This is a genomic window from Methanomassiliicoccales archaeon (assembly GCA_036504055.1).
In the GTDB taxonomy this organism is placed as follows: domain Archaea; phylum Thermoplasmatota; class Thermoplasmata; order Methanomassiliicoccales; family UBA472; genus DASXVU01.
In genome coordinates, this window is sequence record DASXVU010000048.1 from 73,972 (window position 1) to 94,246 (window position 20,275).

Consider the following 20,275-nt stretch of genomic DNA (forward strand, 5'->3'; position numbering starts at 1 on the left):
GGAGGATGATGTCCAACGTTTAAGACATACTTCCTACATATCTGTCCTTCCGCAGGGTGGAGCTAATGAAGACCAACATCGAGATCGCTCAGGAAGTCAAGGCGAGACCCATAGAGGAGATAGCCAGATCGGTCGGCCTAGACAATGATGACATCGTCCACTATGGCAAGTACATGGCGAAGGTGCCGTTGAGCGCTCTCAAGAAGTTCGATGACCGCCCGGTCGGGAAGCTCGTGCTCATGACAGCGATCACCGCGACCCCGGCCGGAGAAGGCAAAACGGTCACCACGATCGGCCTGGTGCAGGCGCTGGGAAGGCTGAACAAGAGGGTCATGGGGGCGATCCGTGAACCGTCCCTCGGACCAACGTTCGGTCTCAAGGGAGGCGCCACGGGCGGCGGTTACTCTCAGGTCTATCCGATGTGGGACATCGACCTGCATTTCACCGGCGACATTCATGCGGTCGGGGCGGCCAACAATCTCCTCTCGGCGATCCTGGAGAACAGTATTTCAAAGAAGAATCCTCTGAACATCGATCCTACCCGGATCGTTCTCCGCAAGGCGATGGACATGAACTGCCGCGAGCTGAGGCACATCGTTGTGGGGCTGGGCGGCAGGACCGAGGGCGGGACCCCGCACGAGAGCGGTTTCATCATAACCGTGGCGACCGAGATCAGCGCCATCCTTGCCTTGGCCACCTCCGTGGCCGACCTCAAGGAGCGTCTTGGCCGGATGATAGTGGCGTACACCTACGAGGGAGAGCCGGTCACGACCACCCAGCTAGGATGCGTTGGCGCTCTGGCCCTGCTCCTTAAGGACGCCATCTTCCCCAACCTGGTGCAGACGCTGGAGGGAGAGCCGGTCTTCATCCACGGTTTCCCCTTCGCCAACATCGCCCATGGCAATTCATCGATCACTGCCACCAAGTACGCCCTTAAGATGGCCGACATAGTGGTCACCGAGGCGGGCTTCGCGGCCGATCTGGGAGCTGAGAAGTTCTTTGACATCGTCTGCCGCAGCGAGGGCATACACGCCGACTGTGCCGTCATCGTCTGTTCGATCCGCGCGCTGAAGATGCATGGGAACGTCCCGGTGGACAAGGTCTGCACCCAGGACTGCGACGGCCTGAGGCGAGGCTTCTCCAACCTCGACAAGCACATAGAGAACATCAGGAAGTTCGGTGTCCCGATGGTCATAGCGTTGAACCATTTCGCCACGGACACCGAAGAGGAGATTCGCATAGTCATCGAACACTGCAAGGAGAAGGGGGTCCGCTGTGCCCTCTCCAACGTCTTCTCCAAGGGAGGGGAAGGAGGCGAGGAGCTTGCAAGACAGGTGCTGCATGTGCTCGAAAACGAGAAACCCAATTTCCGCTTCCTGTACGACACGAACCTGCCGCTCAAGGAGAAGATCCGGATAGTAGCGACCGAGATGTACGGGGCGATGGATGTGCAATACGAGAGCGGGGCGGAGAAGGCCATCAAGCTCATTGAGACCTCCGGCACCAATCGCCTACCGGTCTGCATGGCCAAGACCCAGCTGTCCCTGTCCGATAATCCGAAACTGAAGGGGGCCCCGACCGGTTGGGTGCTGAACGTCAGGGACGTGTTCGTTTCCGCCGGAGCAGGTTTCATCGTGGTGGTGTGCGGCCCGATCATGCTCATGCCCGGGCTGTCGTCCGAACCGGCCGCCTTGGGCATCGACATCAGCGACGACGGATACATCACCGGTCTGTACTGACCTCTGACGTCTCCGATCTCGCCCCGATCAACTTCTCGACGAGGAACGAGGCGGCAATGGCGACGTCCTCGGTCGGGAATATGTCGCCGATGCTGCGGTCGAACAGGATGGTGGAGGAGGCTGGGACCTCCCCGTCACCACGCCAGACGATCACTGTGACCGGGACCTTCGGGAAAAGCAGCAGCTCCACCGAGGCGTTGCCCTTCGTTCTTTTCGTCCCGTTTAACCTGGCCCCCGCTCTTGCCAACGCGTCAGGGTCCTCGCCGAACTCCTTTGCCAGCCTATCGTTCACTCGTTTCTGGAAGGCATCGTTGTAGGCCTCCCCTCCCTTCAGCTGTCGGAATAGAACAAGCTCTCCGCCGGGCCCGCCAGAGCGACATCCGATGAGATAGTGCAGGACCAGGACCTCGAAGGACTTGTCGTGCGGTTTCGAAGAAGTCACCAGCCCGTCCCACTTGTCCACGGTGACCGTCTCGTCCAGAACGGTGAGCGTGAACGTCCGGCCGTCGAAACCGGCCAACGAATTCTTCGCAATGTTCTTTGAATCCAGGTGGATCAGGTCTTCCCAGGCCTTCTCCTCAGCCGCGGAGTAGGAGTTGTTCCTCAGCTTCTCGGAGGCGGTAGGCATCAGCAGCTGCCTCCCATGCACCGGTCCACATGCTCCGCCACGGTGACGAACTCCACTCCGGTGGCGACCGAATGCTGTATCAGCTCCCTCAGATCGTCCATGCCCTTCTGCACGTCGAGCTCGCACTGTTGGCCGTTGCAGAAGTTCTCCACCGGATGCCATGAATGGGTTGACAGGACCAGCAGTCCATCGCGGAAACCATCGACCATCCTGAGGTAGTCCCCGATCGGCCTCTTGCCCTCATGGAATGGCCAGAGGTAGCCGACGATCTTCTTTCCGCGTTGGTCACGCGAGGAGGCGATGGGCACCTCCGGCAGTCCGTTCTTGGTGAGATATGGTCGGATCGATCCGTCCCGTATCTCCTCCACCACGCTGGAGTCGTACAGGAAACGGTGTTCCTTGAGAGAGCTCATCAGCTCTTCGCTGGAATGCAGATATGGGGCGCGGAAGCCCCGCCGTCCCTCGCCGAACAATGTATCCAGCACTCCTACGGACCTTTCCAGGATGTCATCGATGTCCTCCCGGTCCATCTGCATTCCGGTGTCGATGCCGGTCAGGTCCTCATGGTCATAGGCATGGCAGGCGATCTCATGCCCCTGCATGAGCTCCCCGATGTCCGATGTCTTATTGATCTCCAGTGCCGTCGTCGCTTCGAAGAAGAAGGTCCCGCGGACATCCAGATCGTTCAGGGTGGCCACGATCAGCTCAAGGCCCTTTCTGGAAGAAGAGAACCGGGGCTCGTCGGAACCATTGACCGGACTGGAGATGGCCGCCATCCTGCCTTTACAGGCCTGATTGACATCTCTATCCACATCGACGGTTATGGCCGCCCTGCGCATGGGAATCAGAAGGTCAGCGCCCTAGATAACCATTGCCGAAGCACAATCGCCGCATCGTTCAGGAAACAAGTTCATAAGCTTTTTATATCACCCAACAGGTCAGAAAGCCCGATCCATTTGAACGTCCAGTACTGTTCGGTATCGATCCCGGCGCCTTGGGACGAGGCCCGGACCGCCATCTCGCCCTTACCAGGGGTGCTGTAGACTTGAGAGGGGTGGTGATCATCGGCGGAGGCACCGCCGGGACATCGGCCGCTCTCTCTCTGGCTGAAAGAGGGATACCGTGCACGATCGTGGAGCGCTCCCCCAGATTGGGTGGCCTGGCCTCCGATCTTGCCTGCAAGGGACGAGTTAAGTGCGTCAACTGCGACGTATGCATGTCAACGGAACGCTTACCGGGGCTTTTCCGGTCTGGCATGATCAAGATGATCACATCGTCCGAGGTGGCCACCATAGAAAGGGACCTGGGCATCTACCGGGTCACGGTGGTCCCGGGCCGTTCCATCGATCCAATGAACTGCGATGGTTGCGGTGATTGCGCCGATGTGTGCCCTCCCAAGGCCATAGAGAAAGTTCCTGGCAGCGATGACAGATGGCGGGTGGCCACACCCTCCTGCCCCTTCCCGGTCGAGGGATGCACCAGCTGCGTGGACGTCTGTTCCAGGGACGCGGTAAGGACCGGCCCGGCGGGCTGCGAGATCACGGCGGATGTCATCATCGTCGCCATCGGGAGCGATCCCTTCAAAGCCCAGACGGACCCGAGGTTGGGCTATGGCACGGTCAAAGGGGTCATAACCGGACTGGACGCGGAATCGGAGCTGAACCGGAGCGGGTCGTTGGACCGGTTCTGCGGGGGCGGCCCTCCCAAGAGCATCGCCTTCATCCAATGCGTCGGTTCACGAGGCCGTCCCGGGACCGAGCAATGCTCAAAGGTCTGCTGCAAATACTCTATAAAGCTGGCCCAGTCGATGCGGGCGGCGGATGCCGGTCTGGACATCACTTTCTTCATGATGGACTGGAGGAGGTATGTGGCGGAGGACTCCATCACCGACCTTGCCCGTTCAGATCCCAAACTGGCCGTTCTGCGGAGCAGGCCCGCCGAGGCGGTGTCCGGTGAGAGCGGGAGGCCGGCGGTACGGTATGCGATGGCCACAGATGACGGCGTCAATGAAAAGGAGTTCGACCTGGTCATACTCTCGATCGGCCTCCTGCCCTCAGCCTCCGGACCTGATATCGCCAGCTCGCTGGGCGTACGTCTTTCTCCCCATGGATTCTTCATGTCCGAAGGGAACCCGGGTCGGATGACCGATGCCAAAGGACTGTTCTTCTGCGGTTCCTGCTCGGGGCCCAAGGACATAGAGGAATGCGTGATGGACGGGAGCATCGCAGCCGGAAAGGCGAGCGCCTACCTGGAGGGATTGAAATGACCGAACCGACGCCGCCCACGCACAGCTCCATCGTTGCTCCCAAGGGCATCGGCGTGTTCATATGCTCCTGCGGGGGCGTTATATCCAGGAAGGTCGACGAACAGCGTCTGAGGCTCATCGCGGCGGCCGACCCGAAAGTAAGGGATGTCCTCCGCTTCGATCGTTGCTGTGGCGAACCGGCCCTGGGAGAGATCAAGCTCTCCCTGATGGCCGGGGACATAGACCGGTTCATCGTGATCGGTTGCAGCGCCCGCACCGCCTCGGACCGGTTCCTGCAGCTCGCCGGATCGGCCGGCGTGTGCCCCGAACTGGTTACGTTCTGTGATGTATTGGACATGTGCGGGTCGCTAAGCAGGGCAGAGGCACAGGCCAAGTCAGAGCGGATGGTCCTGACCTCGCTGAAGAGGTGTGCCATGCTGCAGGAAACTCCGAGAATCGAGGTCGAGCCGTTGAGAACGGCGCTCGTGGTCGGCAACGGGCCTTCCGCCATCACCGTTTCCAGAGTGCTGCTGGACGAGGGTTTGGACGTCGTGGTGGTCAATCCGGCGCAAAGACTGGAGGAGAGCGATCACCAGAGCGCGATCCCGTTGGAAGGCGGGGCATTGGGGCAAATGGCCGATGCCGCCGGGGACAGGTTCCGGGTCTTCAATTTCGCCGAAGCACATTCCCTTTCCGGCCATTTCGGTAACCTCACGGTCACCATCTCCAAAGACGGTGAGATGTGGAAGGAGACCGTTGGAGGCGTCATCGTCGCACTGGACAAGGTGGAGTCCTTCAATCCACTGTTGTCCCGATTCCCCGGTTCCATAACCCAGGAAGGGTTCGAGTCCAAGCTCCGGGCCTTGGAACGGATGCCCAGGAACATCGTCATGGTGGCCATGGACGAGGTTGGCGGTTCCGAACGCTCTCCGATGTCCACCCACGATGCGGTGCACCATGCCATGCATGCCAAAGGTCTGTCGCCCAGTTCCCAGATCACCGTCGTCACCCGTGAGGTCTACGCCTTCGGTCAGTGCGAGGTCGGATACCGAAAGGCGCAGGAGATGGGGGTCCGGTTCATTCGTTCCGATATGGTCCCCAGCTTGGACGGGGATCGTCTGGCCGTAGACGACGTCCATTCCGGGATGACCATGAGGATACCGGCCGACCTGATAGTGGTGGACAACCATTCCGAGAGCTTCGGGACCGCGCAGGTGGCCAAGGCGTTCAGGCTGCCGCTGGCCTCGGACGGAGGCATGGCCCGCTCCAATCCTAAATGCCGGCCGGTCGCCAGCCATGTTCCAGGGGTCCTGCTCTGCGGGTCGGCCTCGGAAATGAACCTTGGGGCTGGACCGACCATGAGCGCCAAGGCGGCCGCCCACAGGATCGCATCGCTGCTCCGTTCCCGCATAGTGCTCGGGGGCAACGTCGCCGAGGTGGACCAGGAACGGTGCTCTACATGCCTCACCTGTGTCAGGACCTGCCCTTTCCACGCGCCCAGCATCGGAAAGGAGGGCAAGGCGGAGGTCGACATAGGCAATTGTCAGGGCTGCGGGATGTGCGCTGCCGCCTGTCCCAGCAAGGCCATACAGGTCTATTCCTACCGGGACGACCAGATCGATGCTGAGGTCACCAAGGCGCTGGAGGACGTGCAATGAGGATCATCGGGTTCGTTTGCCGGGACAGCGCCCTGGTCGCGGCGGAACAGGCCGGAGCGATGGGCCGTTCCATACCATCCTCGGCGACCTTGGTGGAGATGCCCTGCACCGGCCGCGTGGACGCCGTTCATATCCTGAGGGCTTTCCGGGAAGGGGCGGACGCCGTTTTCGTCGCCGGATGCCTGGAAGGCAACTGCCGATACCAATATGGCAACATCGAGGCAAGGAAACGTGTTACTCTGACGAAATCTCAGCTCCAGGCTGCCGGGCTCGAACCTGAGCGGCTGGAGATGTTCAACCTGGCATCGAACCAGGAATGGAGGTTCGAGGAGATCGTCAAAGAGATGGTCTCCCGGGTCGAAAAACTTGGACCGAACCCCATCGGCAAGGTGAAGACATGATCATCGCGGAACAGAAACCCCTGAATGAAGTGATCGAGATGCTCGAAGGGCACAGCAGGGTGCTCGTGGTAGGATGCCGCTCCTGCGTGGCGGTGTGCCTGGCCGGAGGGGAGAAAGAGGCGGGCATCCTGGCGGAGTCGTTACGTCTGCATTCCGACCTGAAGGGAAAGGAATGGGAGGTGGAGGAGGTCACCCTGGAACGGGTCTGCGAGAAGGAATGGGTCAGGGGTATGGATTCCGACATCGAAGGCAAGGACGTGGTCTTATCATTGGCCTGCGGAGTGGGGGCCCAGGTCATTCATGAACTATACCCAGGCATGTTCGTGGTCCCCGGTGTCAACACCATTTCCATGGGTGCTCCGGAGGAGCAGGGAATATACCTGGAGAAGTGCGGGGGCTGCGGTGATTGCGTACTGCACCTGACCGGCGGTGTATGTCCTGTCGCCCGATGCTCCAAAAGCCTGATGAACGGACCATGCGGAGGTTCGCAGAACGGCAAGTGCGAGATCGACCCGGACACACCCTGCGGTTGGGACCAGATCTACAGATCGCTCAAGGAGCTGAACCGTCTGGACCTGATGGAGACCGCCATCCCGCCGAAGAATTGGAGGCCAAGCCGTTCCGGAGGCCCGCGTAAGACGGTCCGGAAAGAGGCCGTCCAGACCGACGAGGAGAAGAAGATCAGGGGGGCATCGCCATGAAGGCCGCCAGCAACCTGCAGGGGGTTCTCGATTCCGGGCAGTTCGCGGTCACGGCCGAGATCGGACCGCCGAAAGGGGCCAACCCTGAGGTCCTGAGGAAACACGCCAGGAACATGAAGGGTTACGCTGATGCCTTCAACCTTACCGACAACCAGACGGCGGTCGTCAGGCTGTCCAGCTGGGCCGCTTCGCTCGTGTGCCTGCAGGAAGGCGTCGAACCGGTAATGCAGATGGCCTGCCGCGACCGGAACCGCATCGCCATCCAATCCGATGCGCTGGGCGCAAGCGCCCTGGGCGTGCGCAATGTCCTATGCCTGACCGGGGACCACCAGATATTCGGGAACCAGAAGGAGGCGAAGAACGTGTACGACCTGGACTCGATCCAGGAGCTCATGGTGCTGCGTTCGATGCGGGACGAGGGCAAGACCTGGGGAGGGGATACGCTGGATTCAGCCCCGCAGCTTTACCTGGGTGCGGTGGAGAATCCCTTCGGCGACCCGTTCGAGTTCCGGGTGCCCCGCTTGGCCAAGAAGGTGGCCGCCGGGGCAGATTTCATCCAGACCCAATCGATCTACGACATGGAAAGGTTCGAGACCTTCATGGACCAGGTCCGGGAACGCGGGCTCGACAGGAAGGTCCACATCCTGGCCGGAGTGCTTCCTCTAAAATCGGCGAAGGCTGCCCTATACATGAAGAACAAGGTCTCAGGCATGAGCGTTCCTGACGAGATAATCGACCGGATGAAGAATGCGGCCGACCCGAAGGCGGAAGGGATTAAGCTATGCGTCGAGACCATCGAGCACCTCAAACAGGTAAAAGGGGTCCATGGCGTCCACATCATGGCCGTTGCGTGGGAGGAGAAGGTACCGGAGATAGTACGGGAGGCAGGTCTCCATCCCCGTCCGGTCATGATGGAACCGGAGCACTGAATCTCCCTGACGCCGTGCTCTGCTTTGTCATGCCAGCCATATCCCGCTAGGAGGTTTGACCAACTTATTTTTTATATTAGGGCGTTGATTCGAAATCATCCCTAACGCCTCGAAAGTGGCGGGAAGGGAAAAACCGAAAGGTAGTAATAATGTACGGAAAACCGAGATCCAGTGGATTTGGTGGCCGCAGAGATGACGGCCCGAGAGAGATGCATAACGTAAAGTGCTCAGACTGCGGAGTCGAGACCCAGGTTCCATTCAAGCCGACCGAGGGCAGGCCGGTATATTGCAGGGACTGCTACCAGAAGCACAAGCCCGCAACACCGAGAGACAGGTTCTAGGACCTGTTCCAACCCTTTTCCAGAATATCTATTCGGATGTTTCCAAACTAATTTTCCCGTGCGTTTATTGATCGATATTCCTCAACAGGTCACCCGTTGTTCTCTGTCAGTTTCGGGATCGTGATTATGAACGATGTTCCCTTTGGGTCATTGTCCCTGATATCGATCCTACCGTGATGGCGCTCGATGACCTTGGAAACGATATACAGACCCATCCCGGTGTTGCCTGTATCACCATATTTGAACCCCTCTTCGAAGAGGCGGTTCTTGATATCGTCCGGTATTCCTTTTCCATCGTCCTTCACGACGATCTGACACTTGTCCCCGCAATCGGCCACCGATATCTCTATCTTGCTCGGTTCTGCGTGGGTCAAGGCATTCTTGACCAGATTGTCGATGGCGATGCGGAAAGTGTCGTCCCCTGCGATCTGAACGCTATCACCTGTCTGTTCCAGCGCGACCTTGGGGGTTCTGTGATCGGAGAGCACCTTCTCCACCAGCTGTGCCACCTCGATCGGCTTTACCTCTCCGCCGGTCCCCGACAGCTGCTCCACCTCCCTCATCCTCTCCAGAAGGTCCATGCCCCGTGTTACCGCCTGGGAAGCGAGATCGAGCATCTCAGGGTTGCCGTTCCTTCTATGGAATGCCAGGCTCTTCGATATGACCGCCAGTTCATTCTTTATGTCATGCAATACGATCTTGTGCACCATTGCCATGGTCTGGTTCAGGTCCTCCAGGCGCTGGGTCATCGCCTGTCTTTCCGTAACATCAAGACCGATCAGAAGATAGTGGTCTCCACCCTTGACGGGTATTGTGGCGTTGTGCCACCAGATCATTCTTTTTCCTTTCCTGGTCAAAAGGGGCATCTGCCAATCAGAGGTTTCCCCGTTCGACAGTTTTTGGAATATGTTATGGGCTTCCTCTCGGTTGTCATATGGGACCAGTCTGTCTATGAAAGGATCACCTAGGATCGATTCGGTACCGTATTCGGTCAACTTCTCCGCGCTTCGGTTGAAAAGGGTTACCTTCCCTTCGTGATCAAGGCCGATGATCAGTGAGTTGGCGGCATCGACGATCGTATGATATCTCTTCTCACCGTCGCTCATTTCCTTGAACAGGGTCCGGAACGGGTCATTGATGCTGATCTTGACGACGGCGACATAGATCAGATAGAATTCGGTCAGTTTCAGCATGTGGCCCATCATGTTGGTGAAGCTATTGACGTTCAGATAATTGGTGAACAACAATTCGGAACCGATCGCCAGCACTATCGAGGCGGTCATCAGTGTGGCAACGTTTCTATCCAGCAGATGGCGTTGGCGATACAGCAAATAAGCGCTCAATAGCAGAGCTAGGGAGATGACGTATTCGGACGCTATCTTGAAAGTTGTAAGGCCGGTCCCAGCCAGATAGGTGGTCGGGAAATAGCGCGCCCACACCGACCAGACAAGCAGCGAGGTGATGACCAGATAAACGAAGAACACGACATACGGATTCAGTCTCTTGTAACCGATGGCCAATCCGGCAAGGATCAAGGTGCCAGCCTGAAGCGACCTGGCGATGATCCACAGTTGGGTCGGAATGTCCAGGTTGACGTTATCAAATACTAACATTCCCGGATAGGCCAGGGTATGCAGGAGATCTACAAAACCCATGAAAAGGAAGCCTATCGAGAGGATCAGGAAATACCCATTGATCGAGGATCTCGCGTTCCAGGCTATGACGAATATTGTAAATGCGATGGCGATGGAAAAGAGCTCGATCAGGGAATGGAACAGGACATAGTCGGCCGTGCTCACTAGATAAAGAACCAAGTAAGCAAGACCCCAGATCAAGATCAGGACCCAAATCATCCCGGAAGCGATCGCCTCACTGGATTCTGGGACCCGATCTTCTTTCTCAGATATGCCAACCATTGCCATGGCAATCCCTCATTAGTTTATTATTTAATTAGAACGCCATCGGATTATTAAAGGGAATTGCATAGGCTATTAACGCTGCCCCTGTCAGGACCCTCCCAGATAACTATGGATGGGGGGAAGGGCCCGCCTTGTTCGATTCTCTTTTCTCGCTCATTTTCCTGGCCAGATAAAGCACCGAACCGACCGCTAGACAAAGGAGGCCACCAAGCCATGCCCAAGGTGAGACCAACAGAACAAGACCTAGCATCGCTAAACAGGCGAAGGCGCCAAGGACCGGGACGAAGTATGGGAACCTCCTGTCCTCTTTCCTCATCCTGGAAGCGGAGACGTTGGTCAAAGCGTAATAGAAAAGTTGCGCGAATGTGCTGATGGAGATCACCGAAACCAGGTCCCCGGTCAAGGCCAGTGCCATGACGGCAACGCCCGTCGCGATCACCGCCACGTAAGGTATCCCTGAACTTTCGTTCAGTCTTGTGAAGATCAAAGGGAAGGCTCTTCTACGCGCCATCGAATACTCGATCCGGGAAACACCGAGGATGCTGGTCAGCATTACGCTTGCTGTCGCCATCAGCCCTCCTATGACCACCAATGTGACCGCTGTGCCATTATTGGACGAGCCCATTGCGTATTCCAGGGGAGAATTGGACGAAGCTAGACCGGAAGAACCTACCATTCCGATGGCCACTATCCCGACCAGCATATAGAAGACCGTCGAGATCGCCAGAGAGAGCAAGATCGCCTTGGGAATGGTCCTCTGGGGATCATCCACCTCCTCCGATAGATTGGTGATCCGCGCGAATCCGCCGAACGCGAAGAAGATGTAGTACGCCCCCAGAAGCACTCCTCCCTGCAGAGGCTGGAACGGAGTAAGGTTCTCCGCTTTCAAGAACAGGGCCCCGAAAATTATGAAAAAGGTCAGGATCATCATCTTGACCAGGACGATGAGGTTGTTGATCCTCGCCGAATCCTTGGCCCCGAGGTAATTGATCATGGTGAAGAATACGACTGCCCCGACCACGACCACACGGAAATCGATCTCGGGCACCAACACATGGAAGTAGAATGAGAAGCCCAGCGCAACGGCGGCCCCGCCTAGGATATTCCCGATTATGTACATCCATCCAGCCAGGAATCCGGCATAGGGGGATATGTTGCGATATGAATAGGCATAGATCCCTCCCTCCTTCGGCGTCGCGCGGGAAAGATCGGTAAGGCTGAGGGCGGTCAGAAGGGAGACCCCGGCGGCGATCAGGATCGATACGATAAGGGCAGGTCCCGCGGCTCCCGCCGCTATCCCGGTTACCACGAATATTCCTGAGCCGATTATCGCACCAAGGTTGATGGCGGTCGCATCCCTAAGCGTAAGCGTCTTCTTCAACCCAGCCCTATTCTCACCTCCATAGGCACTCTCACTATCCGTCCACGCATCAGCGCTTATTTTAATCAAACCGGGCGAAGGCATTATCCACTACCGGCTGTAATTGATAGTTAACATGATCTGGAAAAGGGTCATAGGTGTGCTGGCGCTTCTTTTGACGATGGCGATGATACTGCTTCTGATACCATCGCCTACTCCTCCCTCAGGCCCGCCCATCACTCCGAACGATCACTTCTTCACGGTGTCGTTTGACGGCACACCGGAGGTGAACATCAGCGGGTACCGCCTTGCCGTCTATGGTCTGGTCGATCATCAGCTCAATCTTTCCTACCAGGACGTCCTGGCTATGAACAGCTCCACGGAAAAGGAGACCATACGATGCGTAACCGGGCCGTCCGGCACAGCGGTATGGGACGGCGTACGTCTCGGGGCAGTTCTGGAACGGGCCGGGATCTCCTCCGGCGCCCAGAAGGTGATCTTCTATGGTCTTGACGGCTATTCCACCAGTCTCAAGGTATCCGATGCCATACGGAGCGAAGTCATCATCGCCTATGGGATGAACAACGAGTCCCTGCCTCCGGACCAGGGCTATCCGTTAAGGATGGTCGTCCCGGGCGAATGGGGATATAAATGGGCCAAATGGGTCTACGCGATCGAAGTGGTCGACTACGATTACAGGGGATACTGGGAGGGTCGGGGTTGGGCAGATGATGCCACCATAAACCCGATATCGGACTGGTTCGTGCACGTGGTCCTTATGTCATTGGCGTTAGCGCTGGGAGCGTTCTCCACCGTTTCAGGGTTGAGGAACTCCTTGGACAAGAAGGTGGCGGACAGGATCCCCGACCTCTTTGCGCGCAAGTATCATCGCTACGTCAGCATCGCATTCTACCTGATCATGATCTTTACGTTCCTATACTGGATAAGCGTAACCTACCAGCTGAGGGGGGCGATCTTCTATTCCCTGCATGGGCGTCTTGCCCTGCTGACCATCGTCTTCGCCCTGGTCGGGATGATCACCGGCGTAGGCATGGGAAAGGACCCCAAGCGCTATCGTTTCGTCCACTGGGTATCCAATCTGACGGCCTTATCGTTGATGATCGTCACGGTCGTGCTCGGGGTGCTGCTGGCGGTTGGATGAGACGACCATTAACGAGGAGCACATCCGATCGGGTCGTTCCATCCAGGGATCATACCGGTTTGACCGGGCCCGCATCCACCAGGTATTCGCAGAACCCGAAGTAGGTGGAGGCGAACAGCAGTTTCTCATAGATGTCCCTGAGCTTTTCATACGATCTCATCACATCCTCCTCCTGATAATCGAATGAGCGCACCAGTCGGCGATAGTTCTGGTACTCCTCCACCGCCCCTTCGCTCTTGCAGCGCGGGATCATCTTGTCCAGAGTGTTGACCGTGTACAATGCCACGGTCAGGAGCCGGGCATAGCTTTCCCGCAGGTCCTTCCCTTGTTCCACATAATTCAAGGAGTGGTCAAGCACCGCCTGGAAGAAATCCTCCTCATTTCTGACGGCCTTGTGTCCATTCTCTTCCACGAAAGAAGTAAGCTCGTTCAATTGGTCATCGTACGTCGTCATCCATGGCACCATCCGCTGGTCAACAAATGTTCGGAGCAGCATGGTTATGAATCTATCTCTCGGCGGGTTCTCCTCGAGACTAGATCGGGCTGGGTGTTCTTCTGCGGATGATCGAATTGGCGATCCCCGGCACTATCGTCAGTACCCATATCAGGAATCTCAGATTCATATCGAAGATCGCGTTCGGCATCCAGAAATAGGGTAACGCAGACACTAGGAAGATCAGTGCTATCGAAATGAAGCGGTTCCTGTCCAATCGATTACTGACGATCGTTTCCTCAGACTGTTCCGTCGACGGTCTTCTATTGTACATCGCTGCCAGGATCAGCATTATCAGGGCGATGTTGATGGCATAGGCGGTGGAACCGAAATCAAGTATCTTCGGATCGTCGTGACCGAGCAGGTAGAGCAAGTAGGGCTCAATGGCCACCAGCATCAGGAGCGCCAGGTTGAGCCGGAAATCCATCTCGGTCTCCACCTTGATCTCCGAGATTATCTTCGTGTACGACACCCACACGCCGACGATGATCATGAAGCCGAAAACGAAACCCAGTATCCCTTCCAGAACGTCGGTGTAGTCGTTCACAGTTTGGTTTATCATGGCCAGGGAACCGATGGAGAGGGCAAGTCCGAAGACCAGGTCCGACAATCCCTCTATCCGGTATTTCTGCATGAACTTCGTGCCACTATCCAATGCGCATCATATAATGATTGCCGGCCAGATGGCCTCTCATTTCTTTTTGGCCAGAAGGTTGATCCGCCGGAAGGTCTCGAGATAGGTCCCTTCGTCCTTCTCGGTCCTCTCGAGCATTCTGGCCACGGTGTCATTCCGGAACGCTTCCTTGTCGTCGCTGGCGATCTGCTCCAGCAGGGGCACTATGGAGGGTTGGTCGATCCACCCGGTCATCTCGGCCGCAGTGAAGCGACGGTCGACGACCTCTCCCCATACCTGGAATTCATACAGACCTGTGGTTCTGACCTTTTCCCGATATTCGTCGACCGAGGGCATGTACCACGGCCAAATGAAGTGCTCAAAGTACCGAGCATACCTCGGTGAGGACACAAGTTCCCTTGCCGCCGTGAAGAAATTGGGGCAGTTGCCCTCGCCAGCAAAGTTGAATCTGGCCACCCCTCCTGGTCTCAATGCCTCATGGACGTTCCGCAACAGTCTGTCATGGTCCTTGACCCAGTGAAGTGCGGCGTTCGAAAAGACGATATCGAACCCCCGGTGGAAGTCGAGGTCATCGATGTCCCGGCAAAGGAACTTAAGATTCGCAGTTTCCAAGGCCTTCGCCGCCTCGATCATCTGAATGGAGGAGTCCATACCCACGACCCCTCCGTTGGGGACCAGGGCAGCAAGCAGTGCGGTGAGGGCTCCCTCTCCGCATCCCAGGTCTAGAATGACCTCATCGCCCCTCAGTTGCAGTTCGTCGATCAGACGGTTTCCCCAGTCCTTCTGATGGCCAGAGGCAACGCAGTATTTCTCCGGATCGAACTCGTAGGAGCTCATGCTCTTAGGTAATCATCACAGTAAAGTTTCTCGTTCCGCAGGATCTGGGCGGTCTTGAGGGTTTCCATCAGCTGGGTGTCCTCAGGATCTAGGATGGCGGCGCTGAGCCCCGCTCCCATCAGCATGGCCAGGAAGGTCCGGTTGACCAATGGCCGGTCCTTCGCCCCGTTGGAGATGTTGCTCAAGCCCACGACCGTCCTCGGGGAGGGGTCGTTGAGCTGCTGGAAAAGTTCGATTGCCTTGATCACCTTGGACCCTTGGTCCTGGGCCGCCTTGGTGGGCAGGATGAGGGGGTCGAGGAATAATCTTTCCGGCATTATCTCGTTCTCCATGGCAGTGGTCATCATGACCATGGCCATCTCGGCCCTGGACTCGGCATCGTTCGGAATGCCCCTCTCGTCCATGGTGAGGCAGATGATGTCGGCGTTATATTCCCTGGCCAGAGGGAAGAAGACGTCCATGCGCTTCTTCTCCGCCGTGGTGGAGTTCATGACCACCTTGTTCTTGCACGCCTTCAATCCGGCCGTCATGGTCTTCGCACCGGGGGTGTCCAGACATAGCGGGACATCGGTCACGTCCTGGACCGCCCTCACAAGCCAGTCCATCGCGGCCGGTCCGTCCTCCCGGCCCGGTCCGACGTTGATGTCCAGTATGTTCGCGCCGCATTCGACCTGTTTCAATGCGTGCTGCTGGATGAACTTGGCGTCGCGATTATCGATCGCTCTGCCTACGGAAGTGAAAAGCCCGTTGATGCGCTCGCTGATGACTATCATGTTCGACCGACTGATGAATATCGGGCGTCGGTAAAAGGATTGCCCTTGCTTCCATCAAAGTCCGAAAACATATCAAGGCGCCCTTATTCCCGCTGGAACTCCCTTATCATGCGCACCGTGGAAGCTTCCTCGGCCTCATCCTTATATGCCCCCATCCTCCGCCCCAAGGTCAGGGCGAAGTCCGCATAGGCGTTGGGCCAGGCGGTGATGATGTTTCCGTCCTCCACCAGGTCCTGGTCGACGTAGGTCCCTCCTTCGAAGGCGTCCTGCCATTCCTCAAAGACCGAGGTGGTGAACCTCCTTCCGCGGAGAACTCCGGCCTTGCCAAGATGCACCGGGCCTCCGCAGATCGCCGCCAGGAGCTTTCCGTGAGAATTCAGTTCGCGCAGTTTCTGCCCAAGCAATTCGTTCCCGGCAATGACCGCCGGCTGTCCACCCGGAATTATGAACAGGTCCACATCTTCCGGTCGCAGATCCTCCAGCAGACGGTGGGGCCGGACCCGGAACCCTTCCATGGTCTCATGATCGCGCATTTCCAGCCCATATGTGGTCACCTCCCCCTGTCACCTCCCCCTTGTCCTTGAGTATCAAGGCTGCGAACACCACCTCGAACTGGGCACATGTGTCATAGACCAGAACACCGGTTTTCATTGTATCGCTCGATGTCATCCGTCTCAGGGAATATAGTTGTTCCAGTCCGTCAGGAATGTCGACCTGAACCGACTGGTTATCGATCTGATGCCATAACCAGTTAGGTTTATCAGGACGGATTCAATATAGAGGTGGCATACCCTGATTCTTGAGTATGCCTCGTATCATCGAGGTCAATTAAATGGTCAAGATTGAACGCGCCATCATCAGTGTCTCAGACAAAGAGGGCATAGTCGATTTCTCCAAGAAGCTGGTCGACCGAGGCGTCGAGATAGTCAGCACCGGAGGCACGGCCTCGCTGCTGGAAAAGAACGGCATCGGCACTCGTTCGGTCGCCGACGTTACCGGATTCCCTGAGATGCTGGACGGTCGTGTGAAGACCCTGCACCCGAAGGTCTTCGCCGGCCTCTTGGCCCGTCGGGACCTGCCGGAACATATGGACCAGATACGGAAGATGGGCATAGACAAGATCGACATGGTGGTCGTGAACCTCTACCCGTTCAAGCAGACCGTCCTGAAACCGGGAGCGTCCCTGGAAGAGATCGTCGAAAATATCGATATCGGCGGACCGAGCATGATCCGGGCGGCGGCCAAGAACTATGAGTCGGTGGCAGTGGTCACCAACCCTTCCCGTTACGCAAGCATCCTGGCAGAGATGGAGGCCCACGGGAACCAGCTTCAGGAGGAGACGTTGAAGGCCCTGATGCTCGAGGCGTTCCGGACCACCGCTACCTATGACTCCATGATATCCCAGTACCTGGGCGGGGCGTTCCCTTCGGAAAAGTTCCCCTCCACCCTCAACATCGGATTCGAGAAGTCCATGGACCTGCGCTACGGGGAGAACCCCGAGCAGACCGCGGCGTTCTATGTCGATCCGTTCAGCACTGGCGTGTCTGTGCCCAGGAGCGAGAAGCTTCACGGCAAGGAGCTTTCATACAACAACATCCTCGACCTGGAGTCAGCGCTCGAGCTGCTGCGCGAGTTCGATAGGCCGACGGCGGTGGTGATCAAGCACACCAACCCCTGTGGCATAGCATCCTCGGACAGCCTCCCGGAAGCGTTCGAGATCGCCTACAACGTCGATCCGCTGGCCGCCTTCGGTTGCGTCATCGGCCTGAACCGGAACGTGGACCTCAAGACAGCCGAGATGGTCGCATCGCATTTCGTCGACTGCGTCATCGCCCCGGGATATGAACCAGAGGCGTTGGAACTGATGGAGAAGAAGAAGAACATCCGCCTTCTGAGGACGAACGGACCGATCGGATTGGATGCCATGCCGGAGCACAAGATGAAGCGCGTCAAGGGCGGCATACTGGTCCAGACCAACGATTATGTCAAAGTGACGCCTGAAACGCTGAAGGTGGTGACGAAGAGGGCACCGACGGATGCAGAAGTGGCCTCGATGATGTTCGCTTGGAAGGTGGTCAAGCATGTATGGTCGAACGCCATAATCCTGGCCAAGGGGGAGCAGGCCGTCGGCATCGGAGCCGGACAGATGTCCCGTGTCGACAGCTCAATGATCGCCTGTTACAAGGCCAAGGAGAAGGCCAAAGGGTCGGTCATGGCATCGGACGCCTTCTTCCCCTTCAGGGACGGCATCGATGAGGCAGCAAACAACGGGGTAACCGCCATCATTCAGCCGGGAGGCTCGATCCGGGATGAAGAGGTCATCAAGGCGGCCGATGAGCACGGAATGGCCATGGTGTTCACCGGTGTGAGGGTGTTCCGGCACTGAGGTCGGGACAATCAGACGAAAACCCTCATAACACCATTCCTACCTGATCCAGCAGATACTAGGCGGGATCGGATCGTCGATGGACTGTTGGTACACATCGGAGAAGCGTCAACGGGATCGCGAGATGTAGGGGCGGGCTGCTGCCAGAGGAATGTGTATCCCCACCGCATCTTTGCGATGCGATATAGGTCGAGCATCGTTACCCTGTCAATCTAATGATCCGCCTCAGTTGGAAATTGGTCGTTATTGGGTTTTGCCGTTGGTGTTGTTCCCATTCTTCATGAACCCTTTGAAGTAGCACACACCCATGTCGCACTCGGAATATTCCAGCTGCAGCGTGGAGTGCTTTATCTGGTATTTTGTCTCCAGGAGGTGCTCGCAGGCCTTCACGATGCACGAGCAGGCAGAGACCGGCTGGTCGCTGACCCTCACATGCGCGCTCAACGCATAGACCCCCGATGATATCGTCCAGGCATGGATATCATGCACGTCCTCCACTCCGGGTATCCTCATTAAAGAGGTCCTTACCTCGGACAGCTCGATGTGGGAAGGGGTGAACTCCAAAAGGATATATGCAGATTGCCGGCACAATCTCGCCGCCCCATACATGATTATCAGGGATATGGCAATGCTGATGACCGGATCGGCGATGGTCAGGTTGAACAGGAAGATGAGCAGCGCCGCGACGATGACCCCGACCGAGGAGAGCAGGTCACCGAGCATGTGGAGGAATGCACCCTTCACATTGAGGTTTTCCTTTGAGCGGTCTCTTAATACGAGGATTCCAGCCACGTTCGCTGCCAGTCCGGCGATCGCCACCAGAAGCATAAGCTCCGAGTCTATGCCGGTGGGATTCGTTAGCCTGCCGACCGCCTCGTACATGATGAATATCGATACGAAGATGAGGGCGACGCCATTCGTCAAGGCCACCAATATCTCCACTCTAAGATACCCGAAGGTCTGCTTCGCCGTTGCCTCCCGCTGCGATACGATCGCTGCCGCCAGGCTCATGGCCAGGGCAAGGATGTCCGTGAACATGTGGCCCGCATCGGAGAGCAATGCCAAAGAACCTGAGATAAGGCCGCCCAGCAGCTCCACCACGGCGAACGTGGCGGTGATGATCAGGACGATCAGCAGCGGTGTTGACAACTTTTTGCCCGGTTCAAAATGGGCATGATCGTGCTCGTGACCATGATCATGGTCTTCATCATGGCCCTCGTGCCCTGCTTCCTCTACCATCATTTCGTGATGAGAATTCCCTCTATTTCATATTCCCCCTCCTTGTACGAAAATCGTCGTCGATCCGGTCCGGTGGGGCTGAGGATCCATGCATGGCTCACCACTTTATCCAGTTCCCGGCTCGTGGCAAGGTTGCTGGAGGTCGCAACGATAAAGTAATTAGCCAAGCAGATGCAGTTATTCTTGAAGGTGGCAGGTCATGAAAAGGTCAATAGGGGCAACGACGCTGATCTATCCGACTCCGGTCCTCATCATTGGGACCTATGGCCGGGATGATAGCCCGAACGCGATGGCGTGCGCATGGGGCGGAATATGTTCATCGGAACCGCCGAGCGTGGCTATCTCGGTCCGGAAGGTCAGGTATACCTACGAGAATCTGATGGAACGGAAGGCATTCACCATCAGCATCCCATCGGAGAGGTTCGTCAAGGAGTCGGATTATTTCGGCATAGTTTCCGGTAAAGCAGAGGACAAGTTCGGCAGCGCCGGACTAAAGGCGGTACCCAGCAAGATCGTGGATGCACCCTATGTGGGAGAGTTCCCATTGATCCTGGAATGCCGGGTCACCCATGTCACCGACCTGGGTGCCCACACTCAGTTCGTGGGGGAGATAAAGGACGTCAAGGTCGACGAGGACTGCCTGGACGAGGAAGGGGTGCCGGACGTCTCCAAGATTCTGCCGTTCTGGTATTCGCCTTCGGACCATTCCTATTACTCGATGGGCATGAATCTGGGTGAGGCATATCGCGCCGGAAGCGAGTTCCGTCATAAGCGTATGAAGGAGTGCTCGCCCACGGTCGGAAGATTCCAAGACCCAGAAGGATGAGGCC

At 57.3% G+C, this 20,275-nt stretch carries 21 protein-coding genes; 10 read left to right on the forward strand and 11 right to left on the reverse strand.

The genetic code is table 11. From position 1 onward, the window contains the following. The first annotated feature begins 65 nt into the window (after window positions 1–65). Window positions 66–1,739 (forward strand): formate--tetrahydrofolate ligase, encoded by a 1,674-nt coding sequence (locus VGK23_12600; GenBank protein ID HEY3421383.1) that lies wholly within the window; start codon window positions 66–68, stop codon window positions 1,737–1,739. Here the strand turns inward: VGK23_12600 and VGK23_12605 are convergent. Together VGK23_12605 and VGK23_12610 are read right to left on the reverse strand one after the other, a co-directional pair. Next, window positions 1,723–2,388 carry a DUF3786 domain-containing protein gene (locus tag VGK23_12605; protein HEY3421384.1) on the reverse strand — a complete coding sequence of 222 codons (666 nt, stop codon included), beginning with the start codon at window positions 2,386–2,388 and terminating at the stop codon, window positions 1,723–1,725. The two genes, VGK23_12600 and VGK23_12605, sit on opposite strands and share 17 nt — an antisense overlap. Next, entirely contained in the window at window positions 2,367–3,206 is an 840-nt protein-coding gene (locus VGK23_12610; protein HEY3421385.1) for a polysaccharide deacetylase family protein, read from the reverse strand. Before VGK23_12610 ends, VGK23_12605 begins: the two co-directional genes overlap by 22 nt. 215 nt (window positions 3,207–3,421) lie before the next feature. Between VGK23_12610 and VGK23_12615 the strand changes: the two genes are divergently transcribed. The 6 genes from VGK23_12615 (at window position 3,422) to VGK23_12640 (ending at window position 8,642) form a co-directional block, all read left to right on the forward strand. Continuing rightward, window positions 3,422–4,633, forward strand: coding sequence for an FAD-dependent oxidoreductase (locus VGK23_12615; GenBank protein ID HEY3421386.1), 1,212 nt, complete (start codon window positions 3,422–3,424; stop codon window positions 4,631–4,633). After that, window positions 4,630–6,270 (forward strand): 4Fe-4S binding protein, encoded by a 1,641-nt coding sequence (locus tag VGK23_12620; protein ID HEY3421387.1) that lies wholly within the window; start codon window positions 4,630–4,632, stop codon window positions 6,268–6,270. The genes VGK23_12615 and VGK23_12620 overlap by 4 nt, the downstream gene beginning before the upstream one ends. After that, the gene (locus VGK23_12625) at window positions 6,267–6,671 is read left to right on the forward strand and encodes a hydrogenase iron-sulfur subunit (GenBank protein HEY3421388.1); all 405 of its coding nucleotides are present in this window, start codon (window positions 6,267–6,269) and stop codon (window positions 6,669–6,671) included. The genes VGK23_12620 and VGK23_12625 overlap by 4 nt, the downstream gene beginning before the upstream one ends. Continuing rightward, on the forward strand, window positions 6,668–7,372 hold the full coding sequence (locus VGK23_12630) for a methylenetetrahydrofolate reductase C-terminal domain-containing protein (GenBank protein HEY3421389.1): 705 nt from the start codon (window positions 6,668–6,670) through the stop codon (window positions 7,370–7,372). The genes VGK23_12625 and VGK23_12630 overlap by 4 nt, the downstream gene beginning before the upstream one ends. Then, on the forward strand, window positions 7,369–8,301 hold the full coding sequence (locus VGK23_12635; protein ID HEY3421390.1) for a methylenetetrahydrofolate reductase: 933 nt from the start codon (window positions 7,369–7,371) through the stop codon (window positions 8,299–8,301). Before VGK23_12630 ends, VGK23_12635 begins: the two co-directional genes overlap by 4 nt. Before the next feature lie 209 nt (window positions 8,302–8,510). After that, window positions 8,511–8,642: a CxxC-x17-CxxC domain-containing protein gene (locus VGK23_12640; protein HEY3421391.1), complete on the forward strand. Its 132-nt coding sequence runs from the start codon at window positions 8,511–8,513 to the stop codon at window positions 8,640–8,642. 89 nt (window positions 8,643–8,731) lie between these two features. On the opposite strand, the gene VGK23_12645 is transcribed toward VGK23_12640, so the two are convergent. Both VGK23_12645 and VGK23_12650 read right to left on the reverse strand, forming a co-directional pair. Continuing rightward, window positions 8,732–10,558 (reverse strand): MASE3 domain-containing protein, encoded by a 1,827-nt coding sequence (locus VGK23_12645; GenBank protein HEY3421392.1) that lies wholly within the window; start codon window positions 10,556–10,558, stop codon window positions 8,732–8,734. A 109-nt stretch (window positions 10,559–10,667) separates the two neighbouring features. Continuing rightward, complete coding sequence (locus VGK23_12650) at window positions 10,668–11,942, reverse strand: APC family permease (GenBank protein HEY3421393.1); 1,275 nt, start codon at window positions 11,940–11,942, stop codon at window positions 10,668–10,670. Window positions 11,943–12,057: 115 nt separating this feature from the next. On the opposite strand from VGK23_12650, the gene VGK23_12655 reads away from it, so the two are divergent. Further along, entirely contained in the window at window positions 12,058–13,083 is a 1,026-nt protein-coding gene (locus tag VGK23_12655; protein HEY3421394.1) for a molybdopterin-dependent oxidoreductase, read from the forward strand. Window positions 13,084–13,132: 49 nt separating this feature from the next. Here the strand turns inward: VGK23_12655 and VGK23_12660 are convergent, their stop codons facing one another. The 6 genes from VGK23_12660 to VGK23_12685 all read right to left on the reverse strand — a co-directional run bounded on the left by VGK23_12660 (window position 13,133) and on the right by VGK23_12685 (window position 16,471). Continuing rightward, window positions 13,133–13,537 (reverse strand): hypothetical protein, encoded by a 405-nt coding sequence (locus VGK23_12660; protein HEY3421395.1) that lies wholly within the window; start codon window positions 13,535–13,537, stop codon window positions 13,133–13,135. Window positions 13,538–13,616: 79 nt separating this feature from the next. Continuing rightward, window positions 13,617–14,210 carry a TMEM175 family protein gene (locus VGK23_12665; GenBank protein ID HEY3421396.1) on the reverse strand — a complete coding sequence of 198 codons (594 nt, stop codon included), beginning with the start codon at window positions 14,208–14,210 and terminating at the stop codon, window positions 13,617–13,619. Window positions 14,211–14,267: 57 nt separating this feature from the next. Continuing rightward, entirely contained in the window at window positions 14,268–15,047 is a 780-nt protein-coding gene (locus tag VGK23_12670; protein HEY3421397.1) for a methyltransferase domain-containing protein, read from the reverse strand. Continuing rightward, window positions 15,044–15,820: a dihydropteroate synthase gene (locus VGK23_12675; protein HEY3421398.1), complete on the reverse strand. Its 777-nt coding sequence runs from the start codon at window positions 15,818–15,820 to the stop codon at window positions 15,044–15,046. The genes VGK23_12670 and VGK23_12675 overlap by 4 nt, the downstream gene beginning before the upstream one ends. 83 nt (window positions 15,821–15,903) lie before the next feature. After that, a complete protein-coding gene (locus VGK23_12680) occupies window positions 15,904–16,353 on the reverse strand; it encodes a DJ-1/PfpI family protein (GenBank protein ID HEY3421399.1) in 450 nt (149 codons plus the stop codon). Then, a complete protein-coding gene (locus tag VGK23_12685; protein HEY3421400.1) occupies window positions 16,340–16,471 on the reverse strand; it encodes a hypothetical protein in 132 nt (43 codons plus the stop codon). The genes VGK23_12680 and VGK23_12685 overlap by 14 nt, the downstream gene beginning before the upstream one ends. 181 nt (window positions 16,472–16,652) lie before the next feature. Here VGK23_12685 and purH point away from each other — a divergent pair, with 181 nt between their 5' ends. Continuing rightward, window positions 16,653–18,206: a bifunctional phosphoribosylaminoimidazolecarboxamide formyltransferase/IMP cyclohydrolase gene (gene purH, locus VGK23_12690; GenBank protein HEY3421401.1), complete on the forward strand. Its 1,554-nt coding sequence runs from the start codon at window positions 16,653–16,655 to the stop codon at window positions 18,204–18,206. Window positions 18,207–18,449: 243 nt separating this feature from the next. Here the strand turns inward: purH and VGK23_12695 are convergent, their stop codons facing one another. Continuing rightward, window positions 18,450–19,445: a cation diffusion facilitator family transporter gene (locus tag VGK23_12695; protein ID HEY3421402.1), complete on the reverse strand. Its 996-nt coding sequence runs from the start codon at window positions 19,443–19,445 to the stop codon at window positions 18,450–18,452. Window positions 19,446–19,644: 199 nt separating this feature from the next. Here VGK23_12695 and VGK23_12700 point away from each other — a divergent pair, with 199 nt between their 5' ends. Next, the gene (locus VGK23_12700) at window positions 19,645–20,271 is read left to right on the forward strand and encodes a flavin reductase family protein (protein HEY3421403.1); all 627 of its coding nucleotides are present in this window, start codon (window positions 19,645–19,647) and stop codon (window positions 20,269–20,271) included. The last annotated feature ends 4 nt before the right edge of the window (window positions 20,272–20,275 follow it).